Source organism: Pseudomonas sp. NPDC089406 (assembly GCF_044900265.1).
GTDB classification, from domain to species: domain Bacteria; phylum Pseudomonadota; class Gammaproteobacteria; order Pseudomonadales; family Pseudomonadaceae; genus Aquipseudomonas; species Aquipseudomonas fakonensis.
The window spans coordinates 173,984-186,747 of sequence record NZ_JBJDNC010000001.1 but is presented as its reverse complement, the minus strand read 5'-3'; the positions used below and the strand labels follow the sequence as shown (position 1 = coordinate 186,747).

At 59.6% G+C, this 12,764-nt stretch carries 8 protein-coding genes and 3 CRISPR repeat arrays; of the genes, 6 read left to right on the top strand and 2 right to left on the bottom strand.

The window, feature by feature from the left end; genetic code table 11:
* Position 1: 1 nt before the first annotated feature.
* Complete coding sequence (locus ACI2KK_RS00775; protein ID WP_404667531.1) at positions 2 to 727, top strand: zeta toxin family protein; 726 nt, start codon at positions 2 to 4, stop codon at positions 725 to 727.
* Positions 728 to 1,012: 285 nt separating this feature from the next.
* Positions 1,013 to 1,461: direct repeats of the CRISPR family, unit length 28 nt; unit sequence TTTCTGAGCTGCCTATACGGCAGTGAAC.
* A 374-nt stretch (positions 1,462 to 1,835) separates the two neighbouring features.
* Here ACI2KK_RS00775 and ACI2KK_RS00770 read toward each other — a convergent pair.
* The gene (locus ACI2KK_RS00770; protein ID WP_404667530.1) at positions 1,836 to 2,735 is read right to left on the bottom strand and encodes a nucleotidyl transferase AbiEii/AbiGii toxin family protein; all 900 of its coding nucleotides are present in this window, start codon (positions 2,733 to 2,735) and stop codon (positions 1,836 to 1,838) included.
* Entirely contained in the window at positions 2,722 to 3,276 is a 555-nt protein-coding gene (abiEi, locus tag ACI2KK_RS00765) for a type IV toxin-antitoxin system AbiEi family antitoxin (RefSeq protein ID WP_404667529.1), read from the bottom strand. The genes ACI2KK_RS00770 and abiEi overlap by 14 nt, the downstream gene beginning before the upstream one ends.
* Before the next feature lie 520 nt (positions 3,277 to 3,796).
* Between abiEi and ACI2KK_RS00760 the strand changes: the two genes are divergently transcribed.
* From ACI2KK_RS00760 to cas3f, 5 genes are all read left to right on the top strand, one after another.
* A complete protein-coding gene (locus ACI2KK_RS00760) occupies positions 3,797 to 4,033 on the top strand; it encodes a hypothetical protein (RefSeq protein ID WP_404667528.1) in 237 nt (78 codons plus the stop codon).
* A gap of 17 nt (positions 4,034 to 4,050) precedes the next feature.
* Complete coding sequence (locus ACI2KK_RS00755) at positions 4,051 to 4,305, top strand: DUF3077 domain-containing protein (RefSeq protein WP_217886415.1); 255 nt, start codon at positions 4,051 to 4,053, stop codon at positions 4,303 to 4,305.
* A 92-nt stretch (positions 4,306 to 4,397) separates the two neighbouring features.
* Positions 4,398 to 5,447: direct repeats of the CRISPR family, unit length 28 nt; unit sequence TTTCTGAGCTGCCTATACGGCAGTGAAC.
* Positions 5,448 to 5,666: 219 nt separating this feature from the next.
* Positions 5,667 to 6,995: a Fic family protein gene (locus ACI2KK_RS00750; protein WP_404667527.1), complete on the top strand. Its 1,329-nt coding sequence runs from the start codon at positions 5,667 to 5,669 to the stop codon at positions 6,993 to 6,995.
* A 24-nt stretch (positions 6,996 to 7,019) separates the two neighbouring features.
* Positions 7,020 to 8,128: direct repeats of the CRISPR family, unit length 28 nt; unit sequence TTTCTGAGCTGCCTACACGGCAGTGAAC.
* Positions 8,129 to 8,373: 245 nt separating this feature from the next.
* Positions 8,374 to 9,351, top strand: a complete 978-nt coding sequence (gene cas1f, locus ACI2KK_RS00745; RefSeq protein ID WP_404667526.1) for a type I-F CRISPR-associated endonuclease Cas1f — start codon at positions 8,374 to 8,376, stop codon at positions 9,349 to 9,351.
* Positions 9,348 to 12,737: a type I-F CRISPR-associated helicase Cas3f gene (gene cas3f / locus ACI2KK_RS00740; protein ID WP_404667525.1), complete on the top strand. Its 3,390-nt coding sequence runs from the start codon at positions 9,348 to 9,350 to the stop codon at positions 12,735 to 12,737. The genes cas1f and cas3f overlap by 4 nt, the downstream gene beginning before the upstream one ends.
* The last annotated feature ends 27 nt before the right edge of the window (positions 12,738 to 12,764 follow it).

Below are 12,764 nucleotides of genomic sequence, written 5' to 3'. Positions count from 1 at the left end.
GGTGGCCCGGCTTCGAGTGTTCGCAGGCCCCAACGGGTCCGGCAAGAGCACCATCAAGGAAAGCCTTCCCCAAGCCCTGGTAAGAATCTACGTCAATGCTGACGAACTGGAAAAGCAGGCCAAGGCCACGGGCTTTATCGACTTGTCGGCATTTGGCATGGCCCCCGAACTGCCGGAACTGCTCGCCTTTCATGCACGCCACTACCTGCTGATCAAGAAAGGCCTGACCGAGCAGGTCAATCGGTTGGGTTTGATCGAGAACAAAGTCGATTATCGCGCTGTCCAGGTCGACTCTTACTTCGCCTCTGTCATCGCCGACTTCATTCGCCAGTACCTGCTCGATCACGATATGAGCTTTACCTTTGAAACGGTGATGTCCCACCCAGGCAAAGTCGACTTCATGCGCGAGGCGCAGGCTGCGGGATACCGCACATATCTGTATTTCGTCTCGACCGAAGACCCGGACATCAATGTAGACCGCGTCGCAATCCGTGTTCACGAAGGCGGTCACCCAGTCGCCCCGGACAAGGTGCGAGAGCGCTATGCGAAGTCGTTGGCGCTGCTGCCGCAGGCCGTGGCGGCCAGTCATCGGGCATACATCTTTGATAACTCGGGTGACAGCTCCGTGCTGCTGGCAGAGATCACTGATGGAAGCTTGCTTGAGTATCGTTCCGAGGATGTTCCGGACTGGTTCTTCGAGGCCTATGTTGACAAAGTCGACCACTGAATGGGCCAGTTGGATTGCGCCCAGTCGAAAATCAGGTACAGCTTCTACAGCTAATTCCTAAGACTTTCCTCATTCCCTGTAGTCCATTTCCCAAACATACTCCCAGGGCCTTTCAAGCCATTGCGGTGGTCTGGATCGGGTGAAGCCGCCCTAGGCAAGGGAGTGATCAGGGCCGTAGCCGGCAAACCTGAACCAAGACGCGTTCCTCTGTAGGAGCGGGCTTGCCCGCGATCACCGGCAACGCCGGTGCCATCCACCGAAAGGCGCAAGCCTGCTCTTACAGGCATTTCTGAGCTGCCTAGAGGGCAGTGAACTTCGCTTCTGGCGGGCGGCGTTACGGGCGGAATTTCTGAGCTGCCTACACGGCAGTGAACCCTGGTCTGACATTCAACACGATTTACTTGAATTTCTGAGCTGCCTATACGGCAGTGAACCTGGTCTTGATACGCACTGAGGAGCGCGTTCTTTTCTGAGCTGCCTATACGGCAGTGAACGCAACTGAGCCCTGCTACCTGATTGGCACGGATTTCTGAGCTGCCTATACGGCAGTGAACGCCTGGCGCTGCTGGGTAGCGATGGCGCCGCATTTCTGAGCTGCCTATACGGCAGTGAACGATAATTTGGGCTGAGGTTTGACCCAGTTGCTTTTCTGAGCTGCCTATACGGCAGTGAACGGATGTGGATTCCCGAGCTTCGGCCTGTGCAATTTCTGAGCTGCCTATACGGCAGTGAACCAGAGCCCAAAAACCTTAACCCATTGACCCCCAAACAGAAACCACCTCTCACCTGCCAAAAACCCTTTTCCCCACCCCATCTCTAACTCATTGATTTATATACCTCTCCCCCACCCTATGAAAAAAAGGGTCCACCCAGCTCTTCAAATGGCTGAATAGCATTTGCGCCAACGCCCCAGCCTGATTGAATGCACCTGCGTTGGTTGATGGCAGCGCCGACCCATGCATGTGCCCGGCCAGTTGCAGGTTCATTTCATGTACCAGATCGAGCAAATCGCACAGACTCAAGAGCACATTTACCTCTTCCGCCCCCAGGCTCATGTGACGCTGGTTGAGCGGTAGCACCCGCACAAACAAACGCCCCCGCTGTGCCTTCACATCAAAAACCCAGAGCCCCCGCCATTACCCCCGCCAGCAAGATGCCCGCGCATCTGCTCAAAATGCTCGCGCACGCTCTGCACCACATACCCCCAGAACGCCGGGTTATCCACCGTCTGCGTCACCACCTGCACCGGCAAAAACCGCCGCATCTCGTTCTGGAAATCCCGCTGCGTCTGCTCAACTGCAAGGCTCGCCACCCGCCCCTCCCCCAGCTGCAAATACGCCTGGGTGCTCAATGCATGGTCCGCAAGCTTGCGCTCGGCCAACTCATAAGCCGGCGTAACAGCCCGCTGCCTCAACCAGGCAATGTCCCACAGGTCACGGTTCTTGATGCGCCCCCGGCGCAGGGCGAAGGCCAGCAGCTTGTCGACAAAGATTTCTTCAAGGCTTTGCGCATTGACGATCAAACCTTCGGTGCCCATGTCGACGCCATAAGGGTTCAACAAGGTCATCGGCCTGGGCTGGTAGGAGGGGATGGCACAGATATCGATATGGATTTTCTGCGCTGGCAGGCTCCTGGCCTCGGGGCGGGTCTGAACCCGCAGCTTCCAGGTGTCGACATTGCCCTCCTCGCGCAGGGGCTCGCTGACCTCCACCTGCAGGCCATATTTGTCGTTCAGGTTTGCGATCAGGTTTTCTTTCAACGAGGCAAAGTCCTCGCGCTGAAAGCCGGCGCCACCGGTGAAGTCGAGGTCTTCACTGAGCCGTCTTGAGCCATAGCAGGTGCGCAAGCAGGTGCCGCCGATAAAGCACAGGTCCTTGAGCAGGCCACTCTCGCTCAGGATGCGCATGATGTCGTGATGCAGCAGCTCCTTTTCCACGACCACCTGCAGCGGGGCAAGGTCGGGGGTGTTGGCCAGGGCCTGCTGGACGAGTTGGTCAAACAAGTTCATTGGCGATGTTCCAGTCGATAAGGTCCAGGTTGCGGCGCGTGCGCTTCATGTCAGCCAAGGCAAGGGCTGGCTTGGCGCGCCACAGCCGGCAGCGCTCGTCGTAATCGATCTGGCCCTGAAGCTCGGCAGCCTTGCGGCTGGTGTGGATGAACTCGAGGGTCCCGAATGCGCCGCAACGAATGACCTGCGTGCGCCCGGACGACATGAGGGTGAGCCAGTTCAGCGGCAGCTGGGAAATGACCCCGGCATCGCTGAGTGCCGATTCCAGGCTGATGTAGTTCAGGCTGTGCGCCCGCAGGCGTGCGGCGGCGTGGTACAGCACCAGCCCTGGGTTGGGTTTGGCCGGCGTATAGAGATACAGGCCACGGCACAGCCGGATCAGGATGTTGTCATCGGCCGCCCGGCTCAGCAAGGCACGGTAGGCACGGTCGGAAATGTCGCGCACCAGCACGCGCATATCCGCCGGGGTAAAGAGGTAGCGTTGCGGGGTGGCCAGTTGCTGAAGGCCTTGGTACAGGCGCCGCAAGGGCTGGTTGTGCATTTTGATGACTCTACAGAAAGTCACGGAAAGTGAAACTTAGTGTAGACCTGCCACGTGATCACTGCACAGAAAGTTACAGAAACAGTAACTTTCTGTTGAGTCATAGGGGAATTCAGCGCGTTGCCACTCGCGCCGGGTGGCTGTGCCCGCTCCATGCAAAAGAACTCTCCAGCAATGATGATTTCTGTAAGACCAGCCCAGTCACTAAGCCTAATTCCTAAGACTTTCCCCATTCCCTGTAGTCCATTTCCCAAACATACTCCCGGGGCCTTTCAAGCCATTGCGGTGGTCTGGATCGGGTTCTAGTCTCGGCCGGTCGTTGCACATTCAACGACCGGCTTTGACAGGCCGACCCGAAGCTACCAACGCATTAGCTGTCTTTTTATGGCGGTTGTGCGTGGGGCACTTTCGAGTGCGCCGGGTTCCTAGCTTCCTCGGTCTGTCAACCCACGTACCGCCGCCACCCTCTTGTTTGACAGCAAATGGTGGTGGCTCCTGTTCATGAAGCTGGGAGACCACCATGTTGAAGATTGTCCCCGCCCCCCCCCCCCTTTCCCCCGAACTGTCCAACGCCCTCGAAGACCTGCTGATCCAGATCTCCGAACGCCTGTTCAGCGCCATCGCAGTCGCCCACCAGAACGCCCTGCAGCAAATCACCTCATCAGGCCGCGGCCTGTCACTGGCAACCATGCACGAACTCGAAGCCGCCAGCACCTTGGTGGAAACCGCCCTGGGCAAGATCCAGGTCAGGCACTGAACAAGGGAGTGATCAAAATGAGCGACAAGACTGCCGGCGTGACCGGCTTCGGTTATGGCGACGACGATCAGCCTCTGTTCCGCGTAGCAGCCGGCCAGGATGCAAAAATGGCAATGGAGCAGGCCTCGGCGATCATGACCTGCGTGAAGCGCATGACCCTGCTGGCCTCCACCGACGGCGAGGCCAACCTAGGCTGGGGAGCGCACCTGCTAAGCGACATGGCCAAGGCCGTGATCGACGATGTAGAGCTGGGCCGTAACAGGCAAACCTGAACCAGGACGCTCCCCCTGTAGGAGCGGGCTTGCCCGCGATCACCGGCAACGCCGGTGCCATCCAACAAAAGGCGCAAGCCTGCTCTTACAGGCATTTCTGAGCTGCCTACGGCAGTGAACATGCGGTGCTCGACGCTGCGCACCCGGGGTGATTTCTTAGCTGCCTATACGGCAGTGAACTGCGGCATCGCCCTCGCCGACCTGCTGCAGATTTTCTGAGCTGCCTATACGACAGTGAACGTTCATCGACTGTGGCAACGATATCGTCACCTTTTCTGAGCTGCCTATCCGGCAGTGAACACTGGCCGTCGTTGATCGCGAAGACCGACTTCTTTCTGAGCTGCCTATACGGCAGTGAACATCCATCAGGCGGCTGGCCGCCGGCAAGGTGATTTTCTGAGCTGCCTATACGACAGTGAACGGCACGCCGGCGTCGAACAGGACAAAGGCATTTTTCTGAGCTGCCTATACGGCAGTGAACTCAGCAGAAAGGCTGTCGGTCTCACGCTTGTCTTTCTGAGCTGCCTATACGGCAGTGAACGAAGTGCAGCGACTCGATGCCGGTGAACTGCTTTTCTGAGCTGCCTATACGGCAGTGAACAGTACCGTGGCCGTGGCCTCATCCAGGTGACTTTTCTGAGCTGCCTATACGGCAGTGAACGGTGATCGCCGGCATGCCGGCGGGCTGTACCATTTCTGAGCTGCCTATACGGCAGTGAACGCCCCCAATGGGCCACGCTTGCCAGCCGTACATTTCTGAGCTGCCTATACGGCAGTGAACACGAATGACCGGATGTAAGTCTTACCAACTACGTTTCTGAGCTGCCTATACGGCAGTGAACGAGTTCAGCGAAGGCGAGGCCCTGGGCACCCATTTCTGAGCTGCCTATACGGCAGTGAACAAAACCGGGGGTCTTCACGGCGTCGACCTTGATTTCTGAGCTGCCTATACGGCAGTGAACCGCATGAAGGTCACCGCGAACCTGCGCATCGATTTCTGAGCTGCCTATACGGCAGTGAACAAAGGCGAGATGGGCAAGTTCCAGCCGTATCATTTCTGAGCTGCCTATACGGCAGTGAACGCCAGGGAACTGCTTGTGCAGCTCCTCGCCCATTTCTGAGCTGCCTATACGGCAGTGAACCAGAGCCCAAAAACCTTAACCCATTGACCCCAAAACAGAAACCACCCCTCACCTGCCAAAAACCCTTTTCCCCGCCCCATCTCTAACTCACTGATTTATATACCCCTCCCCTACCCGATGAAAAAAAGGGTCCACCCAGCTCACCCCCATGAGCTGTATCGAGCTCAATTTGAGCTACATTGAGCTATATTTGAGCTCAATTGAGCTGAGTCGGTCCCCATGTCTCTTCAAAACCAAATCCTCACCCTCCTGGCCTCGTCCCCCGGCGTCAGCTCACGCCAGCTGGCCGACCAACTGAACACCAGCTGGTCCACCACCAAGCGTCACCTCGACCTATTGCTGACCACCGGCAAAATCCGCCGAGAACGCTCAGGCCGCAGCACCAGCTACCATCTGGCCACTCAACCGGCCCCTGCACCACAGGCCGACCACAACTTCCAATCCGACCTCCCTTGGTCCCCGGCAAGCCTCGCCCTGCGCACCTCCCTGCTACGCCCGCTGGCCAGCCGAGAAATCGTTACCTACCACCGCACCCTGGTAGACACCTACCGCCCCAACCTCAGCCACTGGCTCCCTGCGCCATTGGCCGCCCGGCTGGAGCTGGAGGGCCGCATGCGTGGCCAGCAGCCCGCCGGCACCTACGCGCGCAAGGTGCTGGAACCACTGCTGATCGACCTCTCCTGGTCGTCCTCACGCCTGGAAGGTAACCGCTACTCGCTGCTCGACACCGAGCGCCTGTTCAACAGCGGCATCACCGACGGCGACCTGGATGCCGTGATGCTGCTCAACCACAAGGCGGCGATCGAGTTCATGATCGACGCCGTTCCCGAATACGGCCTGACCTCCCCCGTCATCCGCAACCTGCACGCCCTGCTGATGCAGGACCTGCTGCCAGACACCAGCGCCCTGGGCAGCATCTGCCAGACCCTGGTCAACATCAGCGACACCACCTACATCCCCACCCAGGTGCCTTCGTTGCTGGAGGAAATGTTCGAACTGGTCCTCGACAAGGCCCGCCAGGTCAAGAACCCGGTCGAGGCGGCGTTCTTCCTGTGGGTCAACCTGGCCTATCTGCAACCGTTCGAAGACGGCAACAAGCGCACCAGCCGGCTTGCGGCCAACATTCCGCTGATGCTCTACAACTGCGCGCCGCTGTCGTTTCTGGATGTCGCGCCGCACGACTACGCACTGGCGATGATGGGCGTATACGAGCAAGGCGACATGAGCATGGCCATCGACCTGTTCGAGTGGGTTTACCGACGCTCAATCAGCAAGTACGCCGTGATGCTCGAAGCCATGGGCGTGGCGGACCCAGTGCGCCTGCAGTTCCGGGAGGCATTGAACGAGGCCATTGGGGCAGTGGTGCGCGATGGGCTTACCAAGGAGCAGGCGCTGGCAGGGTTGCTGCTGACGGACGAGCAGCGGGCTGTGTTCCAGCCATTGCTGGAAAGTGAGCTGCGGGCACTGGCGCTGCACAACTGTGCGCGGTACAGGCTGACGATGAAGCAGGTGACGCGATGGATTGAGGCGGGGCGGCCTGAGGGGTGAGTTGAGTGGCAGGCTTGGCCGGGTTGATGGATCTGCCTGTTCGGCAGTGAACAAGGGCCGCTGCGCTCGGATCCTCACGCGTTCTTTCTGAGCTGCCTACACGGCAGTGAACCCGTTAAGGTCGTTGAGCACCTCCACCGGGGCGTTTCTGAGCTGCCTACACGGCAGTGAACGCGAAGGCCAAGGGCGCCAAGGAAATCCAGATTTTCTGAGCTGCCTACACGGCAGTGAACAGCGACTCCATGTTCGTGCTGTTCCGGCCCTTTTTCTGAGCTACCTACACGGCAGTGAACCAGCGATCCTGCAGGGACAGGTCGGAGCTGATTTTCTGAGCTGCCTACACGGCATTGAACACGAAACCATCGACATGGGTGAAGCCACGCCATTTCTGAGCTGCCTACACGGCAGTGAACGGACAGCGTCACGTTCGTGATCCGCTCGCCCTTTTCTGAGCTGCCTACACGGCAGTGAACCATGACAACAGCACTGAATGCGATGGCGGTAATTTCTGAGCTGCCTACACGGCAGTGAACCAGTTCAAGCAGGCTCGCACTGCTGGACAAGTTTTCTGAGCTGCCTACACGGCAGTGAACTCAACGCACCGATCACCGTCCAGGGCCAGCCATTTCTGAGCTGCCTACACGGCAGTGAACGCAACGCAAGTGGCTGCAACACCCTGGCGACTTTTCTGAGCTGCCTACACGGCAGTGAACGCCATCAACGAAGGTATGCGGAGGTACCTGGATTTCTGAGCTGCCTACACGGCAGTGAACTGACCGACGCCGGCGACAGCGCCCGCCCTGCATTTCTGAGCTGCCTACACGGCAGTGAACCGGTGCAGATTACGAGTATCACTAGCACTGTATTTCTGAGCTGCCTACACGGCAGTGAACTCAAGGTCGACGGTACCCAGTTGGTTATCACTTTTCTGAGCTGCCTACACGGCAGTGAACCCAATGGCGGTCACGATCGCCGAAATCTGCGATTTCTGAGCTGCCTACACGGCAGTGAACGGTGACCAATTGATCGCCACCGGCGGCGTTGATTTCTGAGCTGCCTACACGGCAGTGAACAACGGCAGCGAATCGCCAAAGCCTGGGATTTCTTTCTGAGCTGCCTACACGGCAGTGAACTAGAGCCCAAAAACCATAACCCATTGCCCCCAAAACAAAAACCATCCTCCTCCCGCCAAAAACCCTTTTTTCGCCCCCGTTCCTAACTCATTGATTTAAAAGCTCCTTCACCACCCTCAGAAAAAAAGGGTCAACGCCTCATCCTTCACGCCCCTCAACCAGAATCCTCCCGCAACAGAATCCCGCCCCCTGCCCTCCCCATTTCCGCTATAACACCCACCTCCCCCAACGAGCAGAAGGCCACCATGGAAGGCATCCCCTCGTCCGACCTCAAGAGCATCCTTCACTCCAAACGCGCCAACATCTACTACCTGCAACACTGCCGCGTGCTGGTCAAAGGCGGCCGGGTCGAATACGTCACCGACGCCGGCAAGCAATCGCTTTACTGGAACATCCCCATCGCCAACACCACCACTGTGCTACTGGGCACCGGCACCTCGGTCACCCAGGCGGCCATGCGCGAACTGGCGCGGGCCGGCGTGCTGGTGGGCTTCTGCGGCAGCGGCGCAACGCCCTTGTTCAGCGCCAACGAAGTAGATATCGACGTCGCCTGGTTCTCCCCGCAAAGCGAGTACCGCCCCACCGAATACCTGCAACGCTGGGTGTCGTTCTGGTTCGATGCAGACCAGCGCCTGGCAGCGGCCAAGGCCTTCCAGCGCCTGCGCCTGGACTACCTGGGCAAGCAATGGCTGGGCAGCCGCACGTTCGACAAAGCCGGTTTCAACATCACCCCAGCCACACTCAACAACCTGATCAGCGAATCGCTCGCCCGTATCGAGCAGGCCCACAACCATGACGCCCTGCTGCTCGAAGAAGCCCGCCTGACCAAGCAACTGTTCAAGCTCGCCGCCAACGCCACCGGCTACGGCGACTTCACCCGCGCCAAGCGCGGCAGCGGTGCCGACCCGGCCAACAGTTTTCTCGACCACGGCAACTACCTGGCCTATGGCCTGGGCGCCACTGCCACCTGGGTGCTCGGGTTGCCGCACGGGTTGGCCGTGTTGCATGGCAAAACCCGCCGTGGCGGGCTGGTGTTCGATGCCGCCGACCTGGTGAAGGACGGCCTGATCCTGCCCCAGGCGTTCATCTCGGCCATGCGCGGCGACGATGAGCAAGCATTCCGCCAGGCCTGCATCGAAAGCCTCACCCGCAACGAAGCCCTCGACTTCATGATCGACAGCCTCAAGGCCGTGGCGCAGCAGTTGGGGGCACCGCTTTCGTGAACATTCTGCTGATTTCGCAATGCGACAAACGCGCCCTCACCGAAACCCGGCGCATCCTCGACCAGTTCGCCGAGCGGCGCGGCGACCGTACCTGGCAAACCCCAATCACCAAGGCCGGCCTCGACACCCTGCGCCGCCTGCTGAAAACAACCGCCCGGCGCAACACCGCCGTGGCCTGCCACTGGGTCCGTGGCCTCGATCACAGCGAGCTGCTGTGGGTGGTGGGCGATGCCAGCCGCTTCAACGCCCAAGGCAGCGTCCCCACCAACAGCACCCAACGCAACGTGCTGCGCCAGCAGGACGAAAACGACTGGCACACCGCCGAAGACATCCAGTTGCTGGCGCGCATGGCAGCGCTGCTGCACGACCTGGGCAAGGCCTGTGCATCGTTCCAGGCACGCTTGGGTCCGCGCCCCAAAACAAAGAACCTGTACCGCCACGAATGGATTTCACTGCGCCTGTTCCAAGCCTTCGTCGGCGAAGATGACGACGCCACCTGGCTGCAACGGCTGATGGCCCCCAGCTCGCAGGACGACGCCAGCTGGCTGGCGCCCGGGCGGCTGATGCGCGATGGTTTGGATGAACACACCCCGCCGCCGTTTCGCCAGCTGCCACCACTGGCCGCCGCCATTGGCTGGCTGGTGGTCAGCCACCATCGCTTGCCGGTGGTGCCCAACCTTGAAGATGAACGTACTGATCGCAACTCCAACTATTTTGGCAAGCCGACCCGCGACCTGAACCGGCGCAAACTGGGGCAATTGCTGCACAACATCACCCACCTGTGGAACGAACTGCCCGACCCCGAAAGCCCGGAACCACTGCAACACTACTGGCAGTTCGAACACGGCTTACCGGTGACCGAACCGAAGTGGCGGGCCAAGGCTGCCAAAGTGGCCACCAAGCTGTTGGCGCTATGCAACAAGCCCGGCAAGGGCGACTGGTTGAACAACCCCTATGTGATGCACCTGGCCCGCTTGAGCCTGATGCTCGGCGACCGCTATTACTCAAGCTTTGGCATCAAAGATTCACGACGCATCGAGGGTGACGGCCGCACTCCGCTCTACGCCAATACCAATGAAGATGGCAGCCCCCGCCAGCCATTGGACGAGCACCTGCTAGGGGTGGACAGAATGGCCGCCAGCATCGTCCATGCCCTACCCGGATTCGAACGCCACCTGCCTGCCCTGGCCCAGCATAAAGGCCTGCGTAAACGTAGCAGCGAAGACCGCTTCCGCTGGCAGAACAAGGCCACCGATCAGGCCGCAGGCCTGCGCGAGGCCAGCCTGCAACACGGCGCCTTCATCATCAACATGGCCTCCACCGGCTGCGGCAAAACTCTGGCCAACGCACGCATCATGAACGCCCTGGCCGAGCCTCGGCACGGCCTGCGTTGCGCCTTTGCCCTGGGCCTTCGCACCCTCACCCGGCAAACCGGTGAGAGCTACCGGCAAGACCTGCACCTGGGCGACGACGAACTGGCCATCCGTGTCGGCGGCTCGGACGCCGGGCTGCTGCAGCAATACTTCGAAGCCCAGCACGAGAACCTCGGTTCGGCCTCCATCCAAAGCCTGATCGACGAAGACAGCCATGTGTTCTACGAAGGCAATACCGATAACCATGGCTTGCTGGGCAAGGCCATGGGCGAGCGGAACATACGCGCCATGCTGTGCGCACCGATGCTGGTCTGCACCATCGATCAGCTGATGCCAGCGACTGAGGCGCAGCGAGGCGGTCGACAGACTGCGCCGATATTGAGGTTGATGAGCGGCGACCTGGTACTGGATGAGCTCGATGACTTCGACCTTGGCGATTTACCCGCACTCACCCGCCTGATGCACTGGGCTGGCATGCTAGGGACGAGGGTGCTGCTGTCTTCGGCCACGCTACCACCTGCTCTAGTGGTAGGCATGTTCCACGCCTACCTTGCCGGGCGCCAGCAGTACCGGCGTAACCGTGGTGAACCGGGTAGCGCGCTGCAACCAGCAGAAAACATTCCCTGCCTGTGGGTGGACGAATTCACGGCTGTGGCAAGTAGCCACAGGGATGCAGATGCCTTTGCCGATCAACACGCTGCATTCGTGGCGCAAAGGGTCATTGGGCTGGACAAAGCGTGCGAACAGCCCGTTCACATCATAGAGCGACTGACTTGGGACCTGGCAGCACCACGTTCCGAAGCCCAGGTGCGCGAACATTTTGCACAGCAACTTCACGAGACAATGCGACGAGCCCACGCGGACCATGCAGAAACCTGCCCAATTAGCGGCAAACGGGTGAGTTTCGGCCTCATCCGCATGGCCAACATCGAACCCATGTTCGACGTCGCCCTCGCCCTGTTCAAACAGGGTGCAGCACCTGGGCTGCGCATTCACCTGTGCGTGTATCACTCGCGCTTCCCGCTGATCCTGCGCTCGGCCATCGAAGCCCGGCTTGACCGTTGCCTCAACCGTAAAAAGCGCGAGGCCGTCTATGGCCTGCCAGAGATACGCCAGGCACTGGACGCTTATCCGGAGCAGGAGCACCTGTTCGTGGTACTCGGCTCGCCAGTGACAGAAGTGGGCCGCGACCACGACTATGACTGGGCCATCGTCGAGCCGTCGTCAATGCGCTCGCTGGTTCAAGTGGCCGGGCGGGTACAAAGGCACCGGCGAAAGCCCTGCCATGCCCCCAACGTGCTGGTGTTCAACTTCAACCTCAAGCATTTCGAAAACACCTTCAAGCCAAGGGGGAAGAACGATGCAGCATTTGTCTATCCGGGTTTCGAACATGACGTGAGTGACGTGAAGCACCCGTTCCGCCTGAACACTCACAATCTGAACAAGCTGCTGCTGTTGGAAGACCTGGCCCCTTTCAATGCTCGCCCACGTATCCAGCCTCGCCCAGCGCATGATCAGAACCCCAAGGAAAACCTGGTAGACCTCGAGCATCGCCGCTTGACGGACTTGATGCTGCCCAACGCAGACAAGGACGAACTGGATGCTACCTGCGCCTGGCTGTTCCCCGATGCAGCGCTGACCCACGCACTCCCGCAGCATCAACCGTTCCGCAAGCAGACGCAGCGGATGGTCGATTTGGTGTTTCTACCCGACGAGGATGGGGAGCGGCTATGCCTGCACATGCTGCATCAGCCGGATCGGCGTAAGCCTCCCGTTAGCCTACCCAGTGATCTGATGCTGAGCACAGTCGACCTGCAAGCGCATATGGGTGTGGGTATCCAGCCATGGGGGGAGTTCGATTTGTTGGTGCAATTGGAGGAGTTGGCGGCAGATCAGAGCATTACTCTGGAGGAGTGCGCCAGAAGGTTCACACCGGTATCCGTCCCGGCGAACGACGGCGGCTGGCGGTATCACCCAATTTTAGGGTTTGCCAAGAAAAGCACGAACAGATAAACAATAGCCAAGAGCCATCATGCAAAT